This window comes from Paucibacter sp. DJ2R-2 (assembly GCF_025717675.1).
Lineage (GTDB): Bacteria > Pseudomonadota > Gammaproteobacteria > Burkholderiales > Burkholderiaceae_C > Paucibacter_A.
In genome coordinates this window covers 38227-64366 of sequence record NZ_JAJIRT010000007.1, presented here as the reverse complement: position 1 = coordinate 64366, position 26140 = coordinate 38227, and the positions used below count along the sequence as shown (strand labels likewise).

The 26140-nt window shown below is 66.5% G+C and carries 20 protein-coding genes; 13 read left to right on the top strand and 7 right to left on the bottom strand.

What is annotated here, in order from left to right:
* Window positions 1-108: 108 nt before the first annotated feature.
* From LNV28_RS16575 to LNV28_RS16535, 9 genes are all read left to right on the top strand, one after another.
* Window positions 109-1812 (top strand): DEAD/DEAH box helicase, encoded by a 1704-nt coding sequence (locus LNV28_RS16575; protein ID WP_263517447.1) that lies wholly within the window; start codon window positions 109-111, stop codon window positions 1810-1812.
* Between the two features lie 116 nt (window positions 1813-1928).
* Complete coding sequence (locus tag LNV28_RS16570) at window positions 1929-2555, top strand: DUF1294 domain-containing protein (protein WP_263517446.1); 627 nt, start codon at window positions 1929-1931, stop codon at window positions 2553-2555.
* A gap of 128 nt (window positions 2556-2683) precedes the next feature.
* Window positions 2684-4774: a putative bifunctional diguanylate cyclase/phosphodiesterase gene (locus LNV28_RS16565; RefSeq protein WP_263517445.1), complete on the top strand. Its 2091-nt coding sequence runs from the start codon at window positions 2684-2686 to the stop codon at window positions 4772-4774.
* 55 nt (window positions 4775-4829) lie between these two features.
* The gene (locus LNV28_RS16560; protein WP_263517444.1) at window positions 4830-6182 is read left to right on the top strand and encodes a hypothetical protein; all 1353 of its coding nucleotides are present in this window, start codon (window positions 4830-4832) and stop codon (window positions 6180-6182) included.
* Window positions 6179-6931: a hypothetical protein gene (locus LNV28_RS16555; protein WP_263517443.1), complete on the top strand. Its 753-nt coding sequence runs from the start codon at window positions 6179-6181 to the stop codon at window positions 6929-6931. The genes LNV28_RS16560 and LNV28_RS16555 overlap by 4 nt, the downstream gene beginning before the upstream one ends.
* Window positions 6931-9750 (top strand): ATP-binding protein, encoded by a 2820-nt coding sequence (locus LNV28_RS16550; RefSeq protein WP_263517442.1) that lies wholly within the window; start codon window positions 6931-6933, stop codon window positions 9748-9750. Before LNV28_RS16555 ends, LNV28_RS16550 begins: the two co-directional genes overlap by 1 nt.
* Window positions 9751-9763: 13 nt before the next feature.
* Window positions 9764-10456: a helix-turn-helix transcriptional regulator gene (locus LNV28_RS16545; protein WP_263517441.1), complete on the top strand. Its 693-nt coding sequence runs from the start codon at window positions 9764-9766 to the stop codon at window positions 10454-10456.
* Between the two features lie 104 nt (window positions 10457-10560).
* Entirely contained in the window at window positions 10561-10956 is a 396-nt protein-coding gene (locus LNV28_RS16540; protein WP_263517440.1) for a VOC family protein, read from the top strand.
* 5 nt (window positions 10957-10961) lie between these two features.
* Complete coding sequence (locus tag LNV28_RS16535) at window positions 10962-11447, top strand: EVE domain-containing protein (protein ID WP_263517439.1); 486 nt, start codon at window positions 10962-10964, stop codon at window positions 11445-11447.
* A gap of 24 nt (window positions 11448-11471) precedes the next feature.
* Here the strand turns inward: LNV28_RS16535 and galU are convergent, their stop codons facing one another.
* The gene (gene galU, locus LNV28_RS16530) at window positions 11472-12365 is read right to left on the bottom strand and encodes a UTP--glucose-1-phosphate uridylyltransferase GalU (RefSeq protein ID WP_263517438.1); all 894 of its coding nucleotides are present in this window, start codon (window positions 12363-12365) and stop codon (window positions 11472-11474) included.
* Between the two features lie 84 nt (window positions 12366-12449).
* On the opposite strand from galU, the gene LNV28_RS16525 reads away from it, so the two are divergent.
* A complete protein-coding gene (locus LNV28_RS16525) occupies window positions 12450-13424 on the top strand; it encodes an NAD(P)-dependent oxidoreductase (protein WP_263517437.1) in 975 nt (324 codons plus the stop codon).
* On the opposite strand, the gene LNV28_RS16520 is transcribed toward LNV28_RS16525, so the two are convergent.
* The 3 genes from LNV28_RS16520 to LNV28_RS16510 form a co-directional block, all read right to left on the bottom strand.
* On the bottom strand, window positions 13372-16218 hold the full coding sequence (locus LNV28_RS16520) for a valine--tRNA ligase (protein WP_263517436.1): 2847 nt from the start codon (window positions 16216-16218) through the stop codon (window positions 13372-13374). The two genes, LNV28_RS16525 and LNV28_RS16520, sit on opposite strands and share 53 nt — an antisense overlap.
* A gap of 156 nt (window positions 16219-16374) precedes the next feature.
* Window positions 16375-16623, bottom strand: a complete 249-nt coding sequence (locus LNV28_RS16515) for a hypothetical protein (RefSeq protein WP_263517435.1) — start codon at window positions 16621-16623, stop codon at window positions 16375-16377.
* A 237-nt stretch (window positions 16624-16860) separates the two neighbouring features.
* Entirely contained in the window at window positions 16861-17838 is a 978-nt protein-coding gene (locus LNV28_RS16510) for a GMP reductase (protein ID WP_263517434.1), read from the bottom strand.
* Window positions 17839-18173: 335 nt separating this feature from the next.
* Between LNV28_RS16510 and LNV28_RS16505 the strand changes: the two genes are divergently transcribed.
* A complete protein-coding gene (locus LNV28_RS16505; protein WP_263517433.1) occupies window positions 18174-19304 on the top strand; it encodes a beta-ketoacyl-ACP synthase III in 1131 nt (376 codons plus the stop codon).
* 31 nt (window positions 19305-19335) lie between these two features.
* Here LNV28_RS16505 and LNV28_RS16500 read toward each other — a convergent pair whose 3' ends face one another.
* Window positions 19336-21618, bottom strand: a complete 2283-nt coding sequence (locus LNV28_RS16500; protein ID WP_263517432.1) for a penicillin-binding protein 1A — start codon at window positions 21616-21618, stop codon at window positions 19336-19338.
* A 136-nt stretch (window positions 21619-21754) separates the two neighbouring features.
* Here LNV28_RS16500 and sbcB point away from each other — a divergent pair, with 136 nt between their 5' ends.
* On the top strand, window positions 21755-23197 hold the full coding sequence (sbcB, locus tag LNV28_RS16495; protein ID WP_263517431.1) for an exodeoxyribonuclease I: 1443 nt from the start codon (window positions 21755-21757) through the stop codon (window positions 23195-23197).
* A 24-nt stretch (window positions 23198-23221) separates the two neighbouring features.
* Here the strand turns inward: sbcB and LNV28_RS16490 are convergent, their stop codons facing one another.
* Window positions 23222-23992: a substrate-binding periplasmic protein gene (locus LNV28_RS16490; protein WP_263517658.1), complete on the bottom strand. Its 771-nt coding sequence runs from the start codon at window positions 23990-23992 to the stop codon at window positions 23222-23224.
* Window positions 23993-24251: 259 nt separating this feature from the next.
* On the opposite strand from LNV28_RS16490, the gene LNV28_RS16485 reads away from it, so the two are divergent.
* Complete coding sequence (locus tag LNV28_RS16485; protein ID WP_263517430.1) at window positions 24252-25121, top strand: DNA ligase; 870 nt, start codon at window positions 24252-24254, stop codon at window positions 25119-25121.
* Between the two features lie 15 nt (window positions 25122-25136).
* On the opposite strand, the gene LNV28_RS16480 is transcribed toward LNV28_RS16485, so the two are convergent.
* Window positions 25137-26069, bottom strand: coding sequence for a peptidylprolyl isomerase (locus LNV28_RS16480; RefSeq protein ID WP_263517429.1), 933 nt, complete (start codon window positions 26067-26069; stop codon window positions 25137-25139).
* Window positions 26070-26140 lie beyond the last annotated feature (71 nt).

Sequence of the window (26140 nt, the reverse complement as noted above, 5' to 3'; positions counted from 1 at the left end):
TTTCTCCCAGCGACTTTACTGGCTTGACACGCATTCTTTTGCTGCGTGGCAGGCGCGTGTTTTCGTCTCGTTTTTGCGAGGCGGGGCATGGCTTTGTTGAAAGAAGATATGAGCTTTGAAAATCTAGGTTTGCACGAGTCCCTGTTGCGTGCCGTGAAAGATTCCGGTTACGAAACCGCCACTGAAGTGCAAGCCCTGGCGATCCCCGCCGGCCTCAAGGGCCTGGATCTGATGGTGTCCTCGCGCACCGGCAGCGGCAAGACCGCTTCCTTCATCCTGCCGGCCCTGCAAAAGGTGCTGGACGCTCGCACCGCTGCGGCCGCTGCCGCCGGTGGCGAGAACACCCGCCGCGAAAAAGGCAAGGTTCTGGGCCCGCGCGTCCTGGTCCTGTGCCCCACCCGTGAGCTGGCCATGCAAGTGGCCAAGGCCGCACAGACCTACGGCCGCCACATCCAGGGCCTGAAGCTGTCGACCGTGCTGGGCGGCATGCCCTATGCCCTGCAGCTGCGTCAGCTGAGCGGCCCCTTGGACATCCTGATCGCCACTCCCGGCCGTCTGATGGACCACATCCAGTCCGGCAAGGCCGTGCTGGACAATGTCGAGATGCTGGTGCTGGACGAAGCCGACCGCATGCTGGACATGGGCTTCATCGATGACATCAAGTTCATCGCTGACCGCATCCCGGCCACCCGCCAGACCGTGATGTTCAGCGCGACCTTCGCCGGTCACGTCGGCCGCCTGGCCAACGAGCTGCTGCGCGAGCCGCAGCGCATCGACGTGGCTTCGCACACCGACACCCATGAGAACATCACCCAGCGTCTGCACTGGGCTGACAACAACAACCACAAGGACCAGCTGCTCGAGCATCTGCTGGCCGACAAGGATGTCGACCAAGCCCTGGTCTTCACCAGCACTCAGCGCGACGCCGACTGGTTGGCCGAACGCCTGCAAGAGCTGGGTCATGCCGTGGCTCCTTTGCACGGCGGCATGCCGCAAGGCCGTCGCAACCGCGTGCTGATGGCTCTGCGCCGTCGTGAAGTGCGCGTGTTGGTGGCCACCGACGTCGCCGCCCGCGGCATCGACGTGCCCACCATCACCCACGTGATCAACTACGGCCTGCCCATGAAGGCCGAGGATTATGTGCACCGCATCGGCCGTACCGGCCGTGCCGGTCGCGAAGGTCTGGCCGTCACCCTGGCCACGCGTGACGATGTGTCCATGATCCGCCGCATCCAGCAGTTCACGACCCAGACCATTCCTTCGGCTCAGATCGAAGGCCTGGAGCCGAAGTCGCAAGAGCCGCGCATCTTCCCGCCCCGGCCTGCTGGCGCCGGTGGTTTTGAAGACCGAGGTGCACGTCCGAGCTGGGGCGGCAAGCCCGGCTTTGGCGGCAAGAGCTTCGGCGGTGGCGCCAAGCCTTTCAACCGTGACGGCGGCCGCCCCTTTGTGCGCGACAACCGTGATGGCGGCGCCCGTCCGCAAGGCTTCGAGCCGCGCGGTGGTGACTTCCGCCCCGATGCCCGTCCTTTCGACCGTGCCCCGGCCGACCGTGGCTTCGATCGTGGTTTTGACCGTGCCCCCGCTGGCGGCGGTTTCGACCGCGGCAATGCCGGCTTCGCCCCGCGTGGTGACAAGCCCGCGTTCGCCCCGCGTGGCGACCGTCCGAGCTTCGGCGACAAGCCTTCCTTCGGTGGCAAGCCCAGCTTTGGTGCTGACCGTCGCCCGGGTGGCTTCGACTCCCGCGGCCCTGGCGGCCCGGCTGCCAAGCGTGGCGGCCCGGCCGGCCCGCGCCGAAGTGGCTTTGGCCGCTGAGCCAAATAACGGTGGCTTCGGCCGCTGAGCCCAGAGCAGCCACAGCGCTGCTCTAAGATGGAAAGGCCCGCTCAGCGGGCCTTTTTTGTTTTCAGCATTCCCTTTTTGAGTTCGCCATGGCCGCGCCCCGTGAAACCGCCACCTTGATCCAATGGGATGACGCCAAGGGCTGTGGCTTTCTGCGCGGCGATTCAGAGCCGAGTCGTCTCTTCGTCAGGCTGCGTGATTTCGAACTCTTGACCGAGCGCCCGCGGCAGGGCGAACGCTTCAGCTTCGAGCCTGGCCTTGATGGCCAGGGCCGGCGCCGCGCCCAGCGCGTGCGCCGGCCGCGCGCGCCCATCTCTGTTCGTCCTAGAAATTCGGCGGGCACGGCCGGGCTGCTCTTGATCCCGGCCTTTGCGGCGGTCTACCTGGCCTGTCACTTGCTCTGGGGCCTGCCGCCGGCGCTCTGGGGTGGCTATATGGCCCTGAGCCTGGCCAGCTTTATCGTCTACGCCGGTGACAAGCGCGCCGCCCGCCTGGGGCAGTGGCGGGTCAAGGAAAGCACCTTGCATGGTCTGGCCTTGGCGGGCGGCTGGCCCGGTGCCTTGCTGGCGCAATCCGTCCTGCGGCACAAGAGCAGCAAGGCCCCGTTCCGGCGCCGCTTCTGGCTCACGGTGTGGGGCAACTGCTTTGCCTTCGCCCTGATCTTCACCCCGCTGCGCTCGCTGCTCTGGGCTGCGCTGGGTTTCGGCTCGAACTGAAGCGACACGATCAATCTGGGAAAACTGGTCCGGCATTTGGGCCCACTTTGGCGCTGCCTTTTTCTGGCGTTGCAGCTAGGCTACGGCCTCATGGGAAAGTTCAGATTCGTTTGCCGCCGAGTCCCGCCATGGAAGCTTTGAGCGCAGGCTTGACTGCTTGGTTGGCACAGGCGCTGCCCTCGGGCTGGCCTCTGGCCCGAGGCTTGGTGGAGCTGCTTCTCTTTGCGCTCGTGCCGAGCCTGTTGCTGTTGAGCAGCGCTTCCGCTTTGCTGGCCGGCGCGCAGGCGCGCGTGCAGGCCTCCCTGCATGTCCGACCACGCGGGGTGCCGCGCAGTCGATGGCTTGGCGCGCTTTTGTTTGCTGCGGCCTTGTGGTGGCCTTGGCTTGGCGAGCTCACCAGCACCGAGGCCGTTCTGGCCAGCTTTGTCCTGGCTTTCTGCGCGGCCCTGGCCCTGCTGGCCGGCTTGCAGCCGCGCCGCGCCCTGACCTCCAGTTTTCGCGGCCTGGCACTGCTGGCCACCGTCATCCTGGCCGCACTGCAGGCTTGGTGCACCCAGGGCAGCTTGGGTGCTGCGCTCTTCGGTGTCGCGAGCTCGTTCGCGGCAGCCGGGCTCTTGTGGATCAACGGTGGAACGCATCTGGCGCGCGCGCTGCGCTGCCTGCTGATGTTTGCAGTCGCAGGGCTGCCCCTGGTTTGGCGCTTGCTTCAGAGCGCCAGCGATCCGGGCTTGCGGGCGGCGCTGGAGGCCTGGCCGGCCTGGGGTCTTGGTGCCCGCGAAGCGGTGCTGCTTCTGTTCCTGCTGCTGGCGACCCAGGGTCTGCCGGCTTTGCTGCGTCATGTCAGTGAGTTGCAACTCGCGGCTGACAAGGAGGGCGAGGCGCATTTCATCGATCCCTTGACTGGCCTGGCCACGCGTCTGGGCCTGGAGCGGCAGCTGGCTCTGGCTGTGGTGAACAGCGATGCCCATGAGCGGCCGCTGGCCTTGCTGCTGTTTGATCTGGACGGCTTCAATCCGGTCAACAGCAGTTTCGGTCATGACAAGGGGGACGCCTTGCTGCGCCTGGCCGGCGAGCGCTTGCGCGCCTGCCTGGGCACTGGCGATGTGGCGGCGCGCATCGGCGGTGACGAGTTCGCCGTCCTGCTGATCGATGCCCGCAGCAAGGAGGCGGTGGCCAGTTTCACCGCGCGCGTGCTGGCGGAGCTGGCGCGGCCCTATGTGCTCGATCGCCGCGAGCTGGCCATTTCCTGTTCCGCCGGCATCGCCCGCTACCCGCTGGATGGCGGCAAGGCCCGCATGCTGGCCTGTGCCGACGCGGCCAAGAGCGCGGCCAAGCGCCTCGGCGGTGCTTGCTACTGTTTTTATGCCGCCGGCATGGACGGCGACAGCCGCGAGCAGTTGGATCTGCTGCGCGATCTGCGCCATGCCGTCGAGCGCGATCAGCTGGAGCTGTACTTCCAGCCCAAGATCGATGCGCGCAGCGGCGAGGTGACTGCGGCAGAGGCCTTGCTGCGCTGGCACCACCCGAGCCGCGGCATGGTGTCGCCGGTGATCTTCATCCCGATCGCTGAGCGCTTCGGCTTCATGCGCGAGCTGGGCAACTGGGTCATCGATGCGGCCTGCCGTCAGGCCCAGATCTGGCGCGAGAGCGGCCTGCGCATGCGTGTGGCCATCAACCTCTCGGCCCAGCAGATGCGCCAGGCCGACATCGTCGAACGCATTCAAAGCGCCTTGCAGGCCTCGGGCATGCACCCGACCTTGTTGACCTGCGAAATCACCGAGTCGGTGGTGATGGAGAACACCCAGGCCATCCAGGACACCTTCCGCCGCCTCGGTGAGCTGGGCGTGCATCTGTCCATCGATGATTTCGGCACCGGCTATTCCTCGCTCAGCTATCTGCGCCAGCTGCCGGCGCAAGAGCTCAAGGTCGACCGCGCCTTCGTCACCGATCTGGTGAGCAGCGCCGATGCGCGCGCCGTGGTCGATGCCGTCATCAAGCTCGCCCATGCTCTGGGCCTGCGGGTGGTGGCCGAAGGGGTGGAAACGCAGGGCCAGCAGCAGGTGCTGGTGAGCATGGGCTGCGATGAGCTGCAGGGCTATCTGTTTGCCCGGCCCATGTCGGCCCAGGCGATTTTGCTCTGGGCCACCGACGACAAGAATTCGGCGCCGGCCTTCCGCGCCTCCTTGTTCGGCGACACGCAGGACCTGGATCAGCTCTGAACTTCTGGCCTACGGCTGGCCGGAAAAGGGCGCTCCAGCGGGGATAATCGCCCCCATGCGGGAGACCCCAAACCCAGCGAGCGAAGACGAAGCTCGCTTTGAAGATTTTTTTCGCGACGCGGCTGCCCCCGGTGAGGCGCAGCTCTTGTGGCAGATGGAGCGCCAGGAAGGCCTGATGGCCGGCCTGCGCGCGCTCTTCCATGGCCCGGCCAGCCTGGTCAAGCTGCGCGTCTGGGTGTTCTTGGAAGTGATGGCCATGCCGGCCTCGCGCATCAGTCGTGAAGCGCTCAACCAGCATTTCCACATGCTGCGCGACGAGCCGCTGGAGCTGGTGCTCAAGCGCCTGCGCGAAGCGGACTTGCTGGCCTGGGACGGCTCGAATCAGCATTACGGCGTCACGCCCCTGGCTCAGCAGCTCTTGGGCCTCTTGCAGCCCCTGCTCAACAGCAGCGTGCAGCAGGACGCCGACCTCAGCGCCTTGCTGGCCAATGTGGCCGGTGCCCACCAATTGGGCACCTTGGACCCGGCCCAGCTGCAGCATTTGCAGGCCCAGCTCTCGCGCCTCTACGACGAGTTCGCCGACGCGATTGCCAGCGGCTCGGAGTTTCACTTGCGCCGCGCCCGCCAACGCTTCGGCCGGGCGCTCAGCCTGGTCGAGAAGGCCAGCGAGGCGCTCTCGGCCATCATGGTGCAGGCCCAGGAGCAGGGCAATGCCCGGCTGGAGCGTCTGGCGCGCGAGCTGGGCTTGGCACAGGCCCGCCTGCTGTCCATGGCCAGCCAGTTCAACCGCGCCCTGCAGCAGGCCGACCGCCAGCGCGTGACGCTCGGCTCCACCGGCATCACCACCACCGATGTCCGGCGCTGGCTGCAGAACGTACATTTTCTGGAGAACCTGTCGCTGGGCGCGCTGTCGCGCCCGGTGCATCCGGTGTTGGTGGCCCAGCATGAGCTGCTGGACACGGCCGAGGCCGAGTTCGAGCGCGACCGCCCGGCCGCGCCCGCGCCCGAGGCCCTGCCCAGCGCCCAGGCCGCCCCCGAAGGCCAGCTGGCGGTGATGAGTCTGCCGCCAGAAATGGGCATCATGCAGGCCTTGCTGACGCGCTGGAGCGAGGCGGGCGAGGTCGAGCAAGACCTGGCCCCGGCCGTGCTGGGAGGCAGTTATGCCCTGGCCAGCTACCGCGCGCAGCTGCTGCCCTTGCTGGGCGACCGTGAAGCCCAGCATCTGAACGGTGCCACCGGCGATATGGCGCGCCAGCCCTGGCGCGTGCACTGGTCGGCCGAGCAAGCGGCCAGCGACGATGAGCACATCCGCTGGATGAGCCGTGGCGTGCTGCGCCGCCCGGCGGCCGAAGGCAGTGAAGAAGAACAACAAGTACAACAACAAGATCCGAAGGAAGACCAAGCATGAGCGCTGCTCTTGACGACGCGGCCGCCTTGGCTGCGCAGCTGCTGGCCCGGCGCTGGCTGCCACGCAGCCATCCGCTGGTGCGCCGCGCCCTGATCGACACCGAGGTCTGGACGGCCCTGGGCCAGCGCTTGGCCGCCGTCGGCCTGCGCGTCATCGACAACCTGTACGCCGACCACATCAGCCTGGCCATGCTGCGCCCGGCCGAAGCGGCGGTGTTTGGCGAGACCGGCCTGGCCGCCAACAACAACCTCGATCTGCCGCGCGACGGTGTTGCCCTGCTGGTGGTGCTGTGGTCCTTGATCGTGCTGCCCAAGCGCCAGCGCCAGGTCGCCCGTGCCGACGCCAAGGAGCTGGGCCAGAACGAGATGTTCGCCACCGACAAGCCCCTGCCCACGGCGGCCAGCGTCAGCCCGACCCTGAGCTACCGCAGCCTCTTGGCCGATTTCGGCAACCAGCTGGGCAAAAAGATGCGCCTGGACAGCAACCTCAAGCTGCTCGAACGCAATGGCTTCATCACGCGGCGCGGCGAGGACATCGCCGAGGGCCCGCTGCTGGACCTGCTGCTGGACTACGACACCCTGGCGCCGCGCATCCTCGACGGCGCCCTGGGTGATGTGCTGGCCCGCACGACCGACCCCGAGATTGCTGCGGCCATTGCCAAGGCGCGCCAGCCCGAAGTGCCGGAGGCCGATCCAGAACTGGAAGCGGAAGCCCTGCCCGAACAAGAACAGAAGAAGAGCGAGACCTGATGTTTCACCTGCAATCGCTGGAACTGCTGCACTGGGACTACTGCCGGCGGGTCAGCATGCCGCTGGACGGCGCCATCATCACCATCGCCGGCCCCAATGGTTCGGGCAAGACCACCTTGCTCGATGCCATGCGCACCTTGCTGGGCCTGGAGTGCTCGGGCGGCCGCACCTACAAGACCTATGCCCGCCACGCCAACGCCGAGAGCGCCTGGCTGCGCGCCCTGGTGGACAACCGCCCGCGCGGTCGCCAGAACAGTTCGCGGCCTTTTGCCAGCTCGCTGCTCTATGCCGACCAGGTGACCCTGGTCTGCCGCATTGAGCGCCACGGTGGCGACTGGCAGCGCCGCTACATGATGATGGACGGCGTCCATGAGATCGAGGCTTTGGCCGAGCGCGGCGACAAGGACTGGATGGGCATCGAAGCCTGGCGCCGCCGCCTGGAAGCCGCCGGCCTGACCCGCGCCATCGGCCGCGTGCTGGCCCTGGAGCAAGGCCAGACCGACCGCCTGTGCGAGCTCAGCCCCAAGGAGTTGCTGCGCTTGGTGTTCGAAGTCTTCGGGGATCAAGAGGTGCTCGACCGCTACGACCAAGCGCGCAGCCATCAGCAGCATTTGCTCAAAGAAGTCGAGCAGGCGACGCACGAGCTCTCGCACACCCAGGCCCAGCTCTCCGACTTGGCCAACCGCGTCAACAGCTTCCAGCAGTACCAGCTGCGCCAGAAAGAGCGCGAGCGCCTGGCCACCGAGGTGCTGCCCGTGCTGCAGTGGAGCGAGGCCCGCGCACGCACGGCCCAGGGCCTGCGCGAGCTGCACCGCCAGCGCCTGTTTGCCGGCGCCGATGCGCGCCAGCAGGCCGCCCGGCGGGCCGAGCTGCATGGCCTGTTTGAAGCGCAGGAGCGCGCCAAGCAGCGCCTGGTGGAGCTGGAGACCGAGCGCCGCCAGACCCGCGCCGCGTTTGACGCCGCACGCGAGGCCGAACGTCCGCTGGAGCTCTTGGCCAAGCGCGAGGAAGAGCTGCGCACCCTGGCCGCAGTTGAGACCGATGCGCAAGAGCTGGCGCAGCGCGTGGAGCAGCTCAGCGGTGAGCAGCACCGCCTGCGCGAGGGCTTCACCCGCGCCAATGACCAGAGCCGCAAGGCCCAGGCCGCGCTGGAGGCTTTGAGCGGCCAGCGCCTGCCGCCGCCGCCGGCCGAGGTGACGCGCTTCCGCCGTGCGCTGGACGATGCCGGCATTGCCCACCATGTGCTGGCCGATTGCATCGACATCGCCGATGAGGCCTGGCGTGCCGCGGCCGAAGGCATGTTGCGGCCCTCGCGCTGGGTGGTGGTGTTGCAGCGCAGCGGCGACGAGGCCCATGCTTTTGCTCTGGCTTCGCGTGAGCGCTATCGCCATTACGTGGTGGCCGAGGCTGAGAACGTGCCGGCCAGCGTGCCGCCCGATTCCCTGCTCGCGGCCCTGCGTTTCAATGCCAAGGCTCCTGGCTGGCTGATCCGCCAGCTCGGCGGTATCCGCCGCGTCAAGGACACGGAGGCAGGCGCCAAAGTCGGCGGCGAATGGATCACGCCCGATGCCTATTACAAGGACGGTCGTGGTGGCCGCAGCCTTTGGGTCGAGCCACGTGACTTCCAATTCGGTGTGTCGGCCCTGGAGTCGCGCCGCAAGGCCTTGGAGAGCGAGCTCAACCGCTACGACGCGGAGCTGAGCCGCATCGCCAAGGAGCAGGCCGAGGTCGAACGCCAGTTCAAGGACGCGCAGCGCGCGGCCCAGGGCCACAAGGCCGCGCAAGAACTGGCTGAGAAGGCCGAGGACTTTGCGGCCGTACGCGAGCGTCTGCCGGCCCTGCGCCAGGCCCGCGTCGAGGCTTCGGGCCGCATGACCGCGCTCGACGCCGAGCACGACCGCGCCCTGACCCAACACAGCCGCAGCGAGCGCGATTACGAGTCGGCCCAGGCCAGCCTCAAGGCCAGCGAAGAGAACGTGGGCCGCGCGCAGCGCGAGCATGAGGGCCGCAAGCGCGAGCTGCTGGCCCAGGCGCGCGAGTCCCGCGCGGCCAAGGCGCGCTTCCCGGCCGCCTGGGTCACGCCCGCGACCGTGCAGGCCTTGCGCGACGAGTTCGAGAACGCCAAGCAGGCCGAGATTGCCGGCCGCCATGTGCAGGCGGAGCTGGAGAACGGCGTCTGGGAGACCGACCCGCAGGTGCAGGACCGCCATGCGCGCATGAGTGTGTCGGTGCTGGAGCAGACCGCCCAGCTCGACGACCGCCGTGCCAGCAATGAGATGGCCCGCATCGCCGCCTTCAACGCGCGCGAACGCTACATCGACGTGCTGCGCGCCACGGTGCGTCGCTACAAGAAGAACGTGCAGGAGCTGGGTGAGTTGGCCGGCGTGATGGCGCAAGCAGAACTGCCGCACCTCGACAACGACGATATGGTGCTCGCCCAGGCGGGGCTGCAGGTCAAGTTCAACTTCGACGGCAAGGGTGAGGTGGGACTGAACGACGGCGAGGCCTCGGGCGGCCAGCAGGTGCTCAAGAGCCTGATCCTGCTGGTGGGCCTGATGAAGGACGACGACTCGCCGGGCGGTTTTGTTTTCATTGACGAGCCTTTTGCCCACCTGGACGTGCGCAACATCCAGCTGGTCGGCCACTTCCTGCGCTCGACCCGCGCGCAGTACCTGCTGACCACGCCGATCACGCACAACGTCGAGGTCTTTGAGCCCAGCGAGATCACCCTGGTCACCAGCAAGAAGCCGCGTGGCGAACGCTGGGCGCCGCCGATTGCGGTGCTGGCACGGCGGCCGGAAAAGTCGATTTACGACTGAGCGCGCTGTTGCGATGTCCCGCGCCGCCCGCCTGCTGGACCTGATGGAGTTGCTGCGTCGGCACCGCCATCCGGTGGCCGGCGCCAGCCTGGCGGCGCAGCTGGGCATCAGCCTGCGCAGCCTCTACCGCGACATCGCCACCCTGCAGGCGCAGGGCGCGCAAATCGAGGGCGAGGCGGGCCTGGGCTATGTGCTCAAGCCGGGCTTCACCTTGCCGCCGCTGATGTTCTCGGCCGACGAAGTTGAGGCCTTGGTGCTGGGCTCGCGTTGGGTGGCTGGTCGCGCCGACGATGAGCAACTGGCCGCTGCCGCGCGCCATGCTCTCGCCAAAATCTCGGCCGTGCTGCCGGCCGAGTTGCGCCACGAGATGGACAGCACGGCCTTGTTGGTGGGGCCGGGCGAGCCGCTGCCGCGCCTGGACCAGGTGCTGGCCCGATTGCGTGCGGCCATGCGCAAGGAGTGCAAGGTCCGCTTGCACTACTGCGATTTGAAGGGTCGCAGCAGCGAGCGCGTGGTCTGGCCTTTTGCCTTGGGCTTCTTCGACCAAGCCCGCGTGCTGGTGGCCTGGTGCGAGCTGCGCGGTGAGCGGCGCAGTTTTCGCTGCGACCAGATCGAGGCTTTGGAGGTGCTGGAGGAGCGCTATCCCCAGCGGCGCCAGGTCTTGCTCAAGGCCTGGCGAGAAGCTGAGGGCATTGCAGCGCAGTGAGCTGAACGGCGCTCGGCTTGAGCTGCCTGCTGCTGCCAGAAATTGACAGGGCTGCTTCCTAGCATGGCAGCTCTTTCAACTTTCGGCCAACAGCCGGCTCAACCATGAATCCTACGAATTTCAAGCTCCACAGCCAGGCCCATTTTGTGCTGCTCCATGTGCAGAGCCCGGCAGCTAGTGTGGCCTTCTATCGTCAGATCCTCGGTGCAGAGCCGGTGGAAGCTTCGCCCACCTTCGCCATGTTTGCCCTGGCCTCGGGCCTGATGCTGGGTCTTTGGGCTCGTGACACGGTGTTGCCGGCCGCGGCGGGGCAGGGCGGCAGCAGTGAGCTGGCCTTTGTGCAGGACAGCGCAGCCGCCGTCGATGCGGTGCACGCGGCCTGGGCCGCACGCGGCGTGGCGGTTCTGCAAACGCCTACCGCCTTGGACTTCGGCTACACCTTCACGGCCAGCGATCCCGACGGCCACCGTCTGCGCGTGTTCGCGCCGGGCGGCCAATGAGCCTCATGGCAACGATGCCGTTACCCGGCTTCGAGCCTCCTGTCTCCCTGGCATGCCCGGCAGGCAACTGGCTGGCCGTGGCCAGCGCCGAGCATGTGCGCTTGGGCCGAGCCCAGGGCTTCATGCAGGTCTGTCACGGCAAGGTGGCGCCGCTGCGCCGGCTGCGCGCCGGCGACCAGGTGGTGTACTACTCGCCCAGCACCCGCTTTGGTGGGGGCGATCGGCTGCAAGCTTTCACGGCCTTGGGTCAGGTCTTGCCCGGCGAGCCCTATGCCTTCGACATGGGTGGCGGATTCGTGCCGCACCGGCGCGATGTGGCTTGGCGGGCCGAGGCGAGCGAGGCGGGCATTCAGCCCTTGCTGCCTCACTTGAGCTTCAGCGCCGGCCGGGCTCATTGGGGCTATGCCCTGCGCTTCGGCCTGCTGGCCATCACCGCCGAGGACATGGATTTGATCGCCGCCGCGATGTTCAATGCGAGCAAGGCGGCTTGAGCGATGGCGCGAAATAGCGCTCGATCAGATTTCGATGGAGCGCAAATAGTCGCGGAAGCCCGCACCCAGCTGCGGATGCGCCAGGGCCAGCTCCACATTGGCTTGCAGAAAGCCTTCCTTGCTGCCGCAGTCGTAGCGCTTGCCTTCGTAGCGGTAGGCAAACACCTTTTCGCGGCGCAGCAGACCGGCAATGCCGTCGGTCAGCTGGATCTCGCCGCCGACACCGCGCGGTTGGTTGGCGATCTCGTGAAAGACGCCGGGCGTCAGGATGTAGCGGCCGGCCACGGCCAGGCGCGAGGGTGCATCTTCCGGCGCCGGCTTCTCGACGATGCGAGTGACGTCGACCAGATGGTCGTTGACCGCGGTGCCTGCGACGATGCCGTAACGGCGAGTGTGCTCGGCAGGCACTTCCTGCACCGCCAGAATGCTGGCCCGCCATTCGGAGAACTGCTCCACCATCTGCTTGAGCACCGGGGAGCCGCCGCTGGGGCCGACCATCAAGTCATCGGCCAGCAGCACCGCAAAGGGCTCGTTGCCGACCAGGCGCTGGCCGCAGAGCACCGCATGGCCGAGCCCCAAGGCCTGGGCCTGGCGCACGTAGACGCATTCCATATCGTCAGGCTTGACGCTGCGCACCACCTCCAGCAGCTCTTGCTTACCCGCTTGTTCGAGGGCTATCTCGAGCTCGAAAGTCATGTCAAAGTGGTCTTCGATCGGGCGCTTGTGGCGGCCGGTCACAAAGATCATTTCCCGCACACCGGCGGCATAGGCTTCCTCGACGGCGTACTGGATCAGCGGCTTGTCAACCACCGGCAGCATTTCCTTGGGCTGCGCCTTGGTGGCCGGCAGAAAACGGGTGCCCAGACCGGCGACAGGAAAGATGGCCTTGGTGATGACAGAGTTCGGCTTGCTGGCCATAAAAGTACACTCCTCGATTTGCTTGAGCGCATTGTTGCATGGGCAAATGACGACTCTTCGTTGTGCACACGACCGACTTGAAACATGACTTTGCTGATCGTTGAACCGCTGGAAATGGAAGTCATGCAGTGGCTCAGCGAGCGCCATTCGGTGCAGTTCGCGCCCGAGCTGGCAGGCGAGCCCGCGCGTTTGCTGGAGGCCTTGCACCAGATTCAAGGCCTGATCCTGCCGCCCAATGTGTCCGTCGATGCGGCCCTGCTGCGTGCCGCGCCGCGCTTGCGTGTGGTCGGGCGCATGAGTTCGGGCGGGGAGAACATCGACCTGGCGGCCTGTCGCAACGCCCATGTGGAAGTGATCCGCAGCCTGACCGCCACGGCCAGTGCCGAGGCTGAGTTCATGGTGGGCGCCTTGCTGGCCTTGCTGCGCCGCGTGCCGGTGCAGGGTTCGGACGGCATGTGGGTGGGCCGCGAGCTGGGCTGTGTGACGGTGGGCCTGATCGGCCTGACGCCAGCGGCGCGCATGCTGGCGCAGCTGCTGCCCGCTTTTGGCACCCGTGTGGTCGGCTATGACCCCAGCTTGCATCAGAGTGACCCGATCTGGGCGCAGTGGGGCATCGAGCCGGTTCCCTTGCGCGAGCTGATGGAGCACAGTGAAGGGGTTTGCGTACAGCTGAACTATTTCCCGCGCTACCGCGGCTTGGTTGGCGAGCGCGTGCTGGGTTTTTCCAAGCCGGGTCAGGTGCTGGTCAGCATTGCCCATTCCGCCATCTTTGATGACGTGGCTCTGGCCGAGGCCTTGCGCAGCGGCCGCCTGCTGGCTGCCTGGTTCGACAGCTTGGAGCCCGGCTTGCAGGAGCCAGGCCAGCCCTTGCACGGCGTGGACAGCCTGCAGGTGACGCCGCGCCTGGCCAGCACCACGCGTGAATCGCGCACGCGCGCCGCCTGGGGCGTGGCGCGGCGCATGGATGAGTTGCTGGCCACGCCACCCGAGGTGGCGGAGTTCCGCTCTACTTCACCAGCCGAGCTGCCTGATCCCGCAAGCGAGAGACGGTGGCGCTGAAGTCGTTCAGGCGCTGACGCTCCTGTTCGACCACCGCCGCCGGCGCGCGCGCCACAAAGCCCTCGTTGCCGAGCTTGGCTTCAATCTTGGCGATTTCGCCGTCCAGGCGGTTGATTTCCTTGGCCAAGCGAGCCGTCTCGGCGGCCACATCGATTTCCACATGCAGGGCCAGGCGAGCGGCGCCATGGACCAGCACCGGTGAGGTGGCACTGGCGGCTTGGAAGGCGGCTTCATCGCTGAAGATCTGCACGCCGCTGAGCTTGGCCAGCGCTTGCAGCAGGGCGGCGGCTTCGGCGATGAAACCGGTGTCGCCACCGACCAGCAGGGGCACGCGGGTGCTGGGCGAGAGGCTCATCTCGCTGCGCAGGCTGCGGCAGGTGCCGACCACGGCCTTGAGGTTGTTGACCCAGGCGCAGGCGGCTTCATCGATGCGCTCGGGCTGGGCAATCGGGTACGCCGCGCTGACGAGGTAGTCGCTGTTCTTCCGACCGGCGATCGGCGCCACGGTTTGCCACAGCTCTTCGGTGATGAAGGGGGCGATCGGGTGCAGCAGGCGCAGCGTGGTCTCCAGCACACGAATCAGGGTGCGGCGGGTCGCGCGTTGCTGAGCCTCGTTGCCGTTCTGGATCTGCACCTTGGCGATTTCCAGGTACCAGTCGCAGTACTCGTCCCAGACGAAGGAGTAGACAGCGTTGGCGACGTTGTCCAGGCGGTACTCGGCAAAGCCTTGAGCGACGGCCAGCTCGACCTTTTGCAGCTCGCTGCTGATCCAGCGGTCGGCGCGGCTGAAGTCCAAGTAGCCGTGCGCGGAACCGCCAGGGGCGCATTGCTCTTTCGTGTGCTCCAGCAGACCGCAGTCCTGGCCTTCGGTGTTCATCAGCACGAAGCGGGTGGCGTTCCAGAGCTTGTTGCAGAAATTGCGGTAGCCCTCGCAGCGCTTGGTGTCGAAGTTGATGTTGCGACCCAGGCTGGCGTAGGAGGCCATGGTGAAGCGCAGGGCGTCGGCGCCGTAGGTCGGCATGCCCTCAGGGAACTCCTTCTTCACTCGAGCCGCCACCTTGGGTGCGGTCTCGGGGCGGCGCAGGCCGACGGTGGACTTGGCCACCAAGGTGTCCAGATCCACGCCCTGGATCAGGTCCACCGGGTCCAGCACATTGCCTTCGCTCTTGCTCATTTTCTGGCCTTGCGAATCACGCACCAGGCCGTGGATGTAGACATGCTTGAAGGGCACCTTGCCGGTGAAATGCTGGGTCATCATGATCATCCGGGCGACCCAGAAGAAGATGATGTCGTAACCCGTCACCAGCACGGTGGAGGGCAGGAACAGGTCCTGCTCCAGCGTCTTCTCGGGCCAGCCCAGGGTGGAGAAGGGCACCAGGGCGGAGGAGTACCAGGTGTCCAGCACGTCCTCGTCGCGCGTCAGTGCGCCGCTGTAACCGGCCGCTGTGGCCTTGGCGCGGGCTTCGTCCTCGTCGCGGGCGACGAAGAGTTCACCGCTCTCGCCGTACCAGGCCGGGATCTGGTGGCCCCACCAGAGTTGGCGCGAGATGCACCAGTCCTGGATATTGCCCATCCAGTGGTTGTAGGTGTTGATCCACTGCTCGGGGAAGAACTTGACCGCACCGCTCTCGACGGCGTCGACCGCGCCTTGGGCAATGCTGCGGCCGGTGCTGGCGCTGACCTTGTTGACAGCCACAAACCATTGGTCCGTCAGCATGGGCTCGATCACCTGGCCGGTGCGCTCGCAGCGCGGCACCATCAGCTTGTGCTTCTTGACCTCAACCAGGAAGCCCTGGGCCTCCAGGTCGGCAACGACTTTTTTGCGGGCGACGAATCGGTCCAGGCCGCGGTAGGCCTCGGGCGCTTCGTCGTTGATCTTGGCGTCCAGGGTCAGCACGCAGATCATGGCCAGACCGTGGCGCTGGCCGACGGCGTAGTCATTGGTGTCGTGCGCGGGCGTGACCTTGACGACGCCGGTGCCGAACTCGCGGTCCACGTAGTCGTCGGCAATCACGGGGATGCTGCGGCCGCACAGCGGCAGGGTCACCTGCTTGCCGATCAGGGCGGCATAACGCTCATCTTCCGGGTGCACCATCACGGCCACGTCGCCGAGCATGGTCTCGGGGCGGGTGGTGGCGACGGTCAGATCGCCGGAACCATCGGCCAAGGGGTAGCGAATATGCCACAGGAAGCCGTCTTCCTCTTCGCTGCTGACTTCCAGGTCCGACACAGCGGACTTGAGCACCGGGTCCCAGTTGACCAGGCGCTTGCCGCGGTAGATCAGGCCTTCGTCGAAGAGCTTGACGAAGGTGTCGCGCACCACGTGCGAGAGCTTCTCGTCCATGGTGAAGTATTCATGGTCCCAGGAGACCGAGTCGCCCATGCGGCGCATCTGGCCGGTGATGGTGTTGCCGGACTCCTGCTTCCATTCCCAGACGCGGGCGACGAAGTTCTTGCGGCCCAGGTCGTGGCGGGTCTTGGCGCCCTCCGCGCCCTTGTCGGCCAGCTGGCGCTCCACCACGATCTGGGTGGCGATGCCGGCATGGTCGGTGCCCGGCACCCACAGGGTGTTGTGTCCCAGCATGCGGTGGTAGCGCGTCAACGAGTCCATGATGGTCTGGTTGAAGGCGTGGCCCATGTGCAAGGTGCCGGTCACATTGGGCGGCGGCAGCTGGATGCTGAAGGACTCGCGGCTCGCATCCAGGGTGGGCTTGTACAAGCCTTTTTGCTCCCACAAAGGGCCCCAATGGGCTTCGAGGGCGGCGGGCTCAAACGATTTGGCAAGTTCGGTCATGGCACAAGGGTCGCTGCTGAAACGGCAAAGGGGCCGGTGCGCCAGCGTTCGGCCAGCACCCGAGCCCCTGTTCGGCCGAAATTTGAAAGGAAAAGCACAAAAAGGGATGGTGCGATTGTCCACCATGCGCGTGCCTTCGCGCCTGGAGGCAGCGCCTCAGGGAAACAGCGCTTCGAGCAGGTGCTCGGCCCAGCTGCTGGGTGGCGCAAAGCGGTCCTGGCAAGGAATCAGGGAACTGCGTCCCGCGGGGTCCAGCATGCACAGGCCCACCGCCAAGGCCTGGCGCTCCCGCTCCACCCGAACCAGGGCGTGAGCGAAGAGACCCAAGCACAGCGACAGCAGGATCAGGCAGACCAGCAATGACCTGTGCGCGCGGCGCCAGGGGTTTGAGGCAGGGCGGTTCATGGGTAGGCAGTGTCAGCGCGTCTTCGCTCAAGCAAACAAAGCCCCGCAGGGCGGCGGCTCGCAGTCTATGCGAGCGCTCGCCGAGGGAGCCTGTGTCTGAGGGTGAACAAAACCCGTATTGCGCGGGTTCGACAGCCTTGCTCACTCACATGAACAAATGTTCCCCCGCGTTGTGGCTGCGCCGGAACGCGGGGCTTCGCGCTGACGCGCTCTAGTGATGCGGGCTGCGCCCGTCCATCACATGAACAAATGTTCCCCCGCGTTCTCCCCTCCGAGGACCACATAGTTGACCTTGCGCAGGTCCGCCAGGCTGCGGCCGCCGGCGTAGGAGATGGAGCTTTGCAGGTCCTCGCGCATCTCGCGCAAGGTGTCGGCCAGCTTGCCCTTCACAGGCTCCAGGATGCGCTTGCCTTCTACGTGCTTGTACTCGCCCTTGTTGAAGTCGCTGGCCGAGCCGTAGTACTCCTTGTAGAGCTTGCCGTCGACTTCCACTGTGTTGCCGGGGGACTCCTCATGGCCAGCGAACAGCGAGCCGATCATGACCATGGAGGCGCCGAAGCGCATGCTCTTGGCGATGTCGCCATGGTGGCGGATGCCGCCGTCGGCGACGATGGGCTTGGTCGCTACACGGGCACACCATTTCAGGGCCGAGAGCTGCCAGCCGCCGGTTCCGAAGCCGGTCTTGAGCCGGGTGATGCAGACCTTGCCCGGGCCGATGCCGACCTTGGTCGCGTCTGCGCCCCAGTTCTCGAGGTCGATCACGCCCTCCGGCGTGCCGACATTGCCGGCGATCACAAAGGCATCGGGCAGGCGCTGCTTGATATGGGCAATCATGCGCTGCACGCTCTCGGCATGGCCGTGGGCGATGTCGATGGTGATGTAGTCGGCACCCACGCCTTCAGCCGCTAGGCGGTCGATGACGGCATAGTCGGCGGCCTGCACGCCGGAGCTGACCGAGACCAGCAAGCCCTTGCTGCGCATGGACTTGGCGTAGGCCACCGTGTCCAGGTCGAAGCGGTGCATGACGTAGAAGTAGCCGTTGGCGGCCAGGTGCTCGGTGATGTTTTCGTCCACCACCGTCTTCATATTGGCCGGTACGACCGGCAGCTTGAAGCGCTGGGGTCCGAACTGGACCGAGGTGTCACATTCGCTGCGGCTTTCCACACGGCATTTGCGTGGCAGGAGCAGGATGTTGTCGTAGTCAAAGATTTCCATGAGTCGAATCGTTCGCAAGTTTCGGGCTGCGTTCATGCAGTGCAGGCCCTGGGCTGCGAGCACTTGACTTGGAGATCCGGCCGGCGTGGCGTCTCAGGAAAGAGGCACGCCTGCTTTGCATCCGCGAGGCCACCAGCAAGGGTGGTACGGACGAAAAAAACCGGACGCCAAAATTTGGGCCCGGTGAGCGATTCTACGCTGATCTTGCCCGCCTTCGCTCCACAAACTCGGCGAAAAGCTGGAGCTGGCCCTCAGTTCTCACACCATGTAGTCTGGCTACACTGCCTGCCACACCCGGGCCATCCAGGCTCCGCGACACCCAAAGGTTCCATCCCATGCATTCCGTCGTCATCAGCGGCACCGGTCTCTACCAGCCGCCCCACATCATCAGCAACGCCGAACTGGTCGCTGCCTTCAACGCCTACGCCGATCTTCAGAACGCCCAGCATGCCGATGAAATCGCGGCCGGCACGCGCGCGCCGCTGACGCATTCCAGCGTCGAGTTCATCGAAAAAGCATCCGGTATCAAACAGCGTTATGTGATCGAGAAAGACGGCGTGCTCGATCCCACGCGCATGTATCCGCGCTTCCAGGAGCGCAGCGACGACCAGCTCTCGCTGATGGCCGAGATCGCTGTGGATGCAGCCCGCAAAGCCATTGCCGCTGCGGGCAAGCAGCCGGCCGATGTGGACGCCATCTTCTGCGCCAGCGCCAATATGCAGAGGCCCTATCCGGCCATGGCGGTCGAGATTCAGCAGGCCCTGGGCGCCAGCGGCTATGGCTTTGACATGAACGTCGCTTGCTCCTCGGCCACCTTCGCCATCGAGCAGGCCTACAACGCCGTGCGCTCGGGCGCCTCGAAATGCGTGCTGGTGGTCAACCCCGAGATCACGTCCGCCCACTTGGAGTGGAAAGACCGCGACTGCCATTTCATCTTCGGCGATGTCTGCACCGCCCTGATCATCGAGCGCGCCGACACGGCCACCTCGGCCGACCAATGGGAGATCCTGGGCACCAAGCTGGTGACCCAGTTCTCCAACGCCATCCGCAACAACTTCGGTTTCATGAACCGCGCCGAAGACAGCGACCCGAATGCGCGCGACAAGACCTTCAAGCAAGAAGGCCGCAAGGTCTTCAAGGAAGTCGTGCCCATGGCCGCCGCCCACATCGAGGCCCATCTGGGCACGCTGGACACCGTGCCGGCCACGGTGCGCCGCTTCTGGCTGCACCAAGCCAATCTGGGCATGAATCAGCTCATCATCAAGAAGCTGATCGGCGAGAGCATGGGCGCCTCCGGTTCGGACGTGGCGCCGTTGATTCTCGACACCTACGCCAACACCGCCTCGGCCGGCTCCATCATTGCCTTCCACGAACACCGCGCCGACCTGAAGGCCGGCGATCTGGGCGTGATCTGCTCTTTCGGCGCCGGCTATTCCATCGGCAGCGTGATCGTCAAGAAGCGCTGAGCCCGCGGCACGCCCCAGCGCCGCTGGCCGTTCAGGGCAAGGGTGCGGAGGCGGCCTCGCTGGCCGCTGACGGCGGACTCAGGCTCGCCGTGCCATCGAGGCCGATCGCTCGAATGCCCGCCTCGCCGGCGAATTCTTCAAAGCTCCAGTCGCCGTTGGCGGCACGCAGCAGGCCTTCGGCCGGCGGCGCGATTTCCTGCACCGGCTTGTTGCGCAGGGCCACGCTCATGAAGTCGATCCAGACGGGCAGGGCCAGGCCGCCGCCCGACTCGCGGTCGCCCAGCGAGCGCGGCTGGTCGTAACCGATCCAGACCACAGTGGCCAGACTCGGCTGGAAGCCGGCGAACCAGGCATCGACCGCATCGTTGGTGGTGCCGGTCTTGCCGTAAATGTCAGGGCGGCGCAGAGTGCCCTGGGCGCGTGCGGCCGTGCCGCTGCGCGTCACTTCCTGCAGCAGGCTGCTGGTCAGGAAGGCATTGCGCTCGGAGATGGCCCGCTGTTCCTCGCCCAATTTGGCCTGGGGGGCCTCGAACAAGACCTGACCCTTGCTGTCGGTGATGCGCTGGATGATGACGGGCGGCAGGCGGTAGCCACCGTTGGCAAACACCGCGTAGGCGCTGGCCATCTGCAAGGGCGTGACTTCGCTGGTGCCCAGGGCCAGGGTGAGGTTTTCGCGGCCGGCGTCGATCTCGATGCCAAAGCGTGAGGCCCATTCCCGCACCCGTGCTGGCCCGATCAGCTGGGTGATGCGGATGGTCACCATGTTCTTGGAGCGGGCCAGGGCCTGGCGCACGCTCATCAGGCCGTCGAACTTGCCGTCCGAGTTCTTGGGCTCCCAGTCGCCGAAAGCCAGCGGTTCGTCAGGCACCACGGTGCTGGGGCTGACGCCTTGTTCCAGCGCCGCCGAGTAGACGATGGGCTTGAAGCTGGAGCCCGGCTGGCGCTTGGCCTGGGTGACGTGGTTGTACTGCTTGCGATTGAAGTCAAAGCCGCCGACCAGGGCATGGACGCGGCCGGTGCCCGGCTCCAGCGCCACCAATGCGCCTTCGGCCTCGGGCGGCTGGACGATGGACCAAGCGCCTTGCGGCTCGGCCTTGCTGGGCGCGCCGCGCATCACGCGCACGATGGCGCCGGGCCGCAAGCGGCTGGCTTCGCGTGCCTTGTCGGACAGGGCCGATTGCACGCCGCGCAAGGCCTCGCCGCTGAGCGTCAGCTCCTCGCCGCTCTGCATCACGGCCCGTACTTTTTGCGCCGAGGTTTGCAGCAGCACCGCGGCGCGCAGATCGTCCTGGTCCGGGTGTTCGGCCAGGGCCTGGGTGATGGCCGTGTCGCGCTCGCCCTCGTCTTCGGGCAGGGCGACAAAGCCCTCCGGGCCGCGGTAGGGCTTGCGCTTCTCCAGCTCCAGCAAGCTGCGACGCAGGGCCCGGTAGGCGGCGGCCTGCTCTTGCGAAACCAGGGTGGTGTAGACCCGCAAGCCCTTGGTGTAGGCCTCCTCGCCGTACTGCTCAAAGACCACGTCACGCGCCATTTCGGCGGCGAATTCTGCATGGACGCGCGCGTCCTGGGGCGAGCGGATGTGCAGCTTTTCGGCCTTGGCGCTCTCGGCCTGCTCGGCCGTGATGACGCCGGTGTCGACCATGCGGTTGATCACCAGATGCTGGCGGCGGCGTGCGCGCTCCGGGTTCACGGCCGGGTTGGCATAGGCGGGGTTTTGCGGCAGGCCGGCCAGCATGGCGGTCTCGGCGATGGAGAGGTCCTTGAGCGTCTTGCCGTAGTAGGCGCCGGCGGCGGCCTCGAAACCATATGCCCGCTGACCCAGATAGATCTGGTTCATATAGACCTCGAGGATCTTTTGCTTGCTCAGCTCGCTTTCCAGCTTCATGGCCAGCAAGGCCTCGACGAATTTTCGCGAGTAGACCTTTTTCTTGGTCAGGTAGAGCGTGCGCGCCAGCTGCTGGGTGATGGTGGAGGCGCCCTGGCTGCGGCCTTGGGTGGTGTTGGCCACGATGGCGCGCAAGATGCCCGGCAGATAGATGCCGCTGTGCTCGTAGAAATTGCTGTCCTCGATGGCCAGCAAGGCGTCTTGCATCTGTTTGGGGATCTGGTCCAGCGGCAGGTATTTGCGCCGCTCGGTACCGAATTCGCCGATCAGCACCTCGTCGCTGGTGAAGACCCTCAGCGATTGCTTGGGCTGGTAGTCGTTGAGCTCGGCCAGATCCGGCAGAGTCGGATAGATCAGCGCTGCCGCAACACCGAGCAGCAGGGTGATCAGAGCCAGCAGTGCGGCGCCGACGATCAGCAGTTTTTTGTTCAAGGTGCAGGAGGTGAGCGCAGCGGTGTGCAATGGCCGCGATTATCACCAGCTGGGCTCAGCGGCCCGCTCGTCACATCCGGCAGCGACAAAGTGCCACCATTCAAGCCCGGCGGGCGCTTGATGTATCGTGCCGCCCATGAGTGAATTCAGCTTCTTGTGGCACGACTACGAAACTTTTGGCCGCGTGCCGCGCCGGGACCGACCGGCTCAGTTTGCAGGCATACGCACCGACGCCGATCTGAACGAAGTGGGCGAGCCGCTGATGCTGTACTGCCAGCCCAGCCCGGACAGCCTGCCGGACCCGGAGTCCTGCCTGCTGACCGGCATCCTGCCGCAGACCTGCCTGGAACGCGGTGTGCCGGAGCATGAGTTTGCGGCCGCCATCGAGGCGGCGCTGGCCGAGCCCGGTACGGTGGGCGTGGGCTACAACACCATCCGTTTTGACGACGAGGTGACGCGCCATTTGTTCTGGCGCAATCTGATCGACCCCTACGCGCGCGAATGGCAGAACGAGTGCGGGCGCTGGGACATTCTCGATGTGGTGCGCTGCGCTTACGCTTTGCGCCCCGAGGGTATCGAGTGGCCTCGCCATGAGGATGGCCGGCCGTCCTTCAAGCTCGAACATTTGACCGTGGCCAATGGCTTGGTGCATGAGGCGGCGCACGACGCGCTCAGCGATGTGCGCGCCACCATCGCCCTGGCGCGCCTGCTGAAAACCACACAGCCCAAGCTGTTCGACTTCTGCCTGCGTCTGCGCAAGAAAGATGCCGTCTGGGCCGAGATCGGCGTGGGCCGGCCCTTCCTGCACATCTCGGGCATGTACGGCCCGGAGCGCGGCTGCATCGCCCTGGTCTGGCCGCTGGCGCCGCACCCGACGAACAAGAATGAGCTGATCGTCTGGGACCTGGCCAGCGACCCGAGCGAGCTGCTGACCCTGAACGCCGCCGACATTCGCGGCCGCATGTTCGTCAAGCAGGAGGATCTGCCCGAGGGCCAGACCCGGCTGCCGATCAAGACCATCCATATCAACAAGTCTCCCATCGTCATTGGCAACCTCAAGACCCTGAGCCCGGCCATGGCCGAAAGCTGGGGACTGGACATGGCCCAAGGCCTGGCCCATGCCCAGACCTTGGTGGAGAAGGGACGCTTGCTCGACGGGCTCTGGGGCGATGTGTTCAAGCGTGAAGCGACGCCGGGCCCGGTCGATGTGGACGAGGACCTCTACGGCGGTTTCATCGGCCCTGATGACCGCCGCGCTTTGCAGCGCCTGCGCAGCCAGACGCCCGAGCAAATTGCTCAGCGCGCGGCCGAAGGCAAGCTGGTGTTTGCCGACGAGCGCCTGGCCGAGCTGGTGTTCCGCTACCGCGCGCGCAACTTCCCTGCCAGCCTCAGCGAGCCCGAGGCTCAGCGCTGGCAGGCTCATTGCGCCGCCCGCTTGCACCAGGGTGCCGGTGGCGCGCAGACCTTGTCTGCGTTCTTCGAGCGTGTGGATGAGCTCAGCGAGGCTGCCGACGAGCGTGGTCAGGACATCCTGGGCGCGCTCTACGAGTACGCGGAGCAGATTGCGCCGGAGGCTTGAGCCTGGCCGTGCCCGCGGGTCGACTTACAGCAACTCGGCATTGCGCATCAGCAAGCGGGCCAGCTGCCCGCTGCTCTGGATCTCCGTCATGCCTTTGTTGAAGGCCGCCACACGCTGTCCGTGGGCGGCTTGGGCGCGGTTGAAGGCCATATAGAGCGGCATGTCTGCCACCGAGGGCTCGAGCCAGACCAGAGACGCCGCCGCCTCGGACAGCTGGCGGCGCAGCAGGTAGGCCGCCACGCCCTTGTCCACCAGGGCCAGGTCGATACGGCCAGCATGTAGCTTGCGAAGATTGCCCAGGTCATCGAGCGCTTCGTCGCATTGCAAGCTGGCCTGCTCGAACGCGGGTGGGTTGGCGTAGCCGCGCACGATGCCAATGCGGAGGCTTTTCAGGCGGCTGAGGTCGCGCACATCGATGCGGCGCTCGCTGCGCGCCATGAAACCGATCCGGTTGGCAATGCCCAGGGATTGCGGAAAGCTGAGGTAGCTTTCGCGCTCCGGATTGCGCCAGACGCCGATGACGCCGTCCCAGAGCCCGCGTTGCAGCTCGGCGATCAGGCGAGACCAGGGGCGGAAATCCATCTCCATGGTCTGCCCGGTTCGTGCCAAGGCGGCGCGGGCAATCGCGATGGCGGGGCCGCCGTCGCTGCTCTCTTGGGTGGTGTAGGGCGGGAATTCGGTGGCCACGATGCGCAAGACGTCGTCGCTTCCCAGGTTCGCGGGGGCCATCGACGGCACAGCCTGCGCGAGTGCGGGCGCGGCCAGGAGTGCCAGGGCGTGGCGGCGGTTGGGCATGTCGGGCACGTGCTGGATCCTCGATTCGAAGGATGAAATCCGGCGCAAGCTGGCCATGGATGCGTGAGTCAGAGCATACGCGGCTTGAGGGCTGCGGTGGGCGCGCGTAGTCTCACACACGCTCGCTTGCGCGGCCAGTGCTGTGATGTCGGCCGCAAGTGACCTGTTCAAGGAGATGCACATGGGTCCACTTTCCACTGCGCAGGGTCAAACAGGCCTTTTGAGCGACAGGCCAGCGGCCGCAGATCTTCAAGCTTCTTTGCCTCGCCGCCGCCTCTTGCAGCTCGGTTCGGCCTTGTTTTCAGCCGGGGCGCTCGGCGCCGCCGCCCTGGCGACTGCCGCTGTGGCCAAGCCCCCTTTGCTGCTGGCGCAAACGCCGCGCGGGGGGCTGGAAGGCCTGGACCTGAGCCGCTATCTGGTCAGCGAGAAATTCGATGGCGTGCGGGCCTACTGGACGGGGGACCGCTTGCTCAGCCGCCAGGGCCTGGCCTTGGCTGCACCGGCGAGCGTGCTCGAGCGGCTGCCGTTGCAGCAGCCCTTGGACGGCGAGCTGTGGATGGGGCGCGGGCGTTTCGAGGCGTGCTCGGCCGCCTTGCAGCGCAGCCAGCCGCGCGAAGAGGAGTGGCTGCAGATCCAGTACCTGCTGTTTGAGCTGCCAGGTGGGGCCGGTCCTTTCTCAAGGCGCGTGGTGCAGCTGCGGGAGATCGCCACCGCGGTCGACACGCCGATGCTGCGCGTCGTGCCGCAAGAACAGGTCGGCAGCCTGGCCGAGCTGCGCCAGCGTTTACAGGCCGTGCTGCGCGCCGGTGGTGAGGGCCTGATGCTGCATGAAGCCGATGCGCCCTACATCAGCGGCCGCCACGAGGCCCTGCTCAAACTCAAAGCGCATGACGATGAGGCCGCGGTGGTCATCGCCCATCTGCCGGGCCAGGGGCGCTTGAGTGGCTTGCTGGGCGCGTTGCGGGTGCGCAATGCCGCCGGTCAGGAATTCAATCTTGGCAGCGGCTTCAGCGAGGCCCAGCGCCGCGCGCCGCCGCCGCTGGGCAGCACGGTCAGCTACCGCTACCGCGGGCTGACCGGCTCGGGCCTGCCGCGTTTCGCCACCTTTCTGCGCGTGCAGGACTTGTAGGCCGCGCGGCGGCTCTCAGGGCGCCGGGCGTACCGGGGGCAGTGCGCTGCACAGCTCCACCCGATCGGGGCTGTGGACGAACCAGCCGCTGCGGTAGCGGCGCGAATCGAGCCAGCGCTTCCAGGTGGCGGTGTCGGTGCGCAGCACCTGCAGCTTGGGTCGTTCGGCCTCGGGTACATCGGCCAGCACGCGCACGCGCTGGATCGGCGTGCGTTGCTCGGCCTTTTCGTAGAAGCCCAGGGCGCCGGCGCCGCGGGGCAGGGCGCTCAGGCGCTCCATGCCTTGCAGCACGCGGCCGACGCTGGTGATGTTGAGGTCCAGCGCGCGCGGGGCATGGCCGATCACGGTGTAGAGGCCGCTGCCGTCGCTGGAGTCGGGGTCATTGCCGCGCGCGGCGCCGACCATGCTGTTGCAATGGGTCAACCAGGCGCGGCCCTTCTTGGGGTCGGCCGCCACCGGCCAACCATTGACGAAGCCGACCTGAGGCGCCCAAGCATCGCGCTCGGGCAGGGCGCGGAAGTCCAGGCCTTTCAGGGCACGCGCGAACTCGACCGGCGCTTTGGCCAAGTCAGCCGGCTTGGCGCGGGCCGTCGGAGCTTCGTCGTCGGCGTCGCCCCATTGGGTGACGTAGTTGTCCTGCACGCGGATGATGGCCAGGCCGTCGAAGTAGCCGCTGCGGGCCAGGCGCACGATATTGCTGGCATGCACGGGCGCGAACTCGCGCGCCAGCTCAATCACCACCGGGCCGCTGGCCAGATCCATCAGCAGAGCGTCATCGGCCTTGACCTCGCGCCAATCGCTGGGCTGGGCGGCGGCGAGCACATCGGCGCTGCTGGGGCGTTTGCCCGGGTCGGGCTGGCCGGCGGCCTGCGCGCCAGGGCTCATCAGCAGAGTGACCACAAGGTTGGTGACAAGGCTTGTGGCCAGGGCGGGCAAGGTCTTGCGCATGGGGGGCTCCTCCGTGGGGATGCGGTTGCAATCTGGCCGGCAGCATAGCCGCCGGCAGCGCGCCGGCGGCT

What these genes read in the sequence shown, in the direction of transcription:
- LNV28_RS16570 (WP_263517446.1), top strand. Translation starts at nt 1,929, where the DNA reads ATGGCCGCGCCCCGTGAAACCGCCACCTTGATCCAATGGGATGACGCC.
- LNV28_RS16550 (WP_263517442.1), top strand. Translation starts at nt 6,931, where the DNA reads ATGTTTCACCTGCAATCGCTGGAACTGCTGCACTGGGACTACTGCCGG.
- LNV28_RS16490 (WP_263517658.1), bottom strand. Translation starts at nt 23,992, where the DNA reads ATGCCCAACCGCCGCCACGCCCTGGCACTCCTGGCCGCGCCCGCACTC.
- LNV28_RS16505 (WP_263517433.1), top strand. Translation starts at nt 18,174, where the DNA reads ATGCATTCCGTCGTCATCAGCGGCACCGGTCTCTACCAGCCGCCCCAC.
- LNV28_RS16535 (WP_263517439.1), top strand. Translation starts at nt 10,962, where the DNA reads ATGGCAACGATGCCGTTACCCGGCTTCGAGCCTCCTGTCTCCCTGGCA.
- LNV28_RS16510 (WP_263517434.1), bottom strand. Translation starts at nt 17,838, where the DNA reads ATGGAAATCTTTGACTACGACAACATCCTGCTCCTGCCACGCAAATGC.
- LNV28_RS16525 (WP_263517437.1), top strand. Translation starts at nt 12,450, where the DNA reads ATGACTTTGCTGATCGTTGAACCGCTGGAAATGGAAGTCATGCAGTGG.
- LNV28_RS16480 (WP_263517429.1), bottom strand. Translation starts at nt 26,069, where the DNA reads ATGCGCAAGACCTTGCCCGCCCTGGCCACAAGCCTTGTCACCAACCTT.
- LNV28_RS16575 (WP_263517447.1), top strand. Translation starts at nt 109, where the DNA reads ATGAGCTTTGAAAATCTAGGTTTGCACGAGTCCCTGTTGCGTGCCGTG.
- galU (WP_263517438.1), bottom strand. Translation starts at nt 12,365, where the DNA reads ATGGCCAGCAAGCCGAACTCTGTCATCACCAAGGCCATCTTTCCTGTC.
- LNV28_RS16515 (WP_263517435.1), bottom strand. Translation starts at nt 16,623, where the DNA reads ATGAACCGCCCTGCCTCAAACCCCTGGCGCCGCGCGCACAGGTCATTG.
- LNV28_RS16565 (WP_263517445.1), top strand. Translation starts at nt 2,684, where the DNA reads ATGGAAGCTTTGAGCGCAGGCTTGACTGCTTGGTTGGCACAGGCGCTG.
- LNV28_RS16540 (WP_263517440.1), top strand. Translation starts at nt 10,561, where the DNA reads ATGAATCCTACGAATTTCAAGCTCCACAGCCAGGCCCATTTTGTGCTG.
- LNV28_RS16520 (WP_263517436.1), bottom strand. Translation starts at nt 16,218, where the DNA reads ATGACCGAACTTGCCAAATCGTTTGAGCCCGCCGCCCTCGAAGCCCAT.
- LNV28_RS16560 (WP_263517444.1), top strand. Translation starts at nt 4,830, where the DNA reads ATGCGGGAGACCCCAAACCCAGCGAGCGAAGACGAAGCTCGCTTTGAA.
- sbcB (WP_263517431.1), top strand. Translation starts at nt 21,755, where the DNA reads ATGAGTGAATTCAGCTTCTTGTGGCACGACTACGAAACTTTTGGCCGC.
- LNV28_RS16555 (WP_263517443.1), top strand. Translation starts at nt 6,179, where the DNA reads ATGAGCGCTGCTCTTGACGACGCGGCCGCCTTGGCTGCGCAGCTGCTG.
- LNV28_RS16545 (WP_263517441.1), top strand. Translation starts at nt 9,764, where the DNA reads ATGTCCCGCGCCGCCCGCCTGCTGGACCTGATGGAGTTGCTGCGTCGG.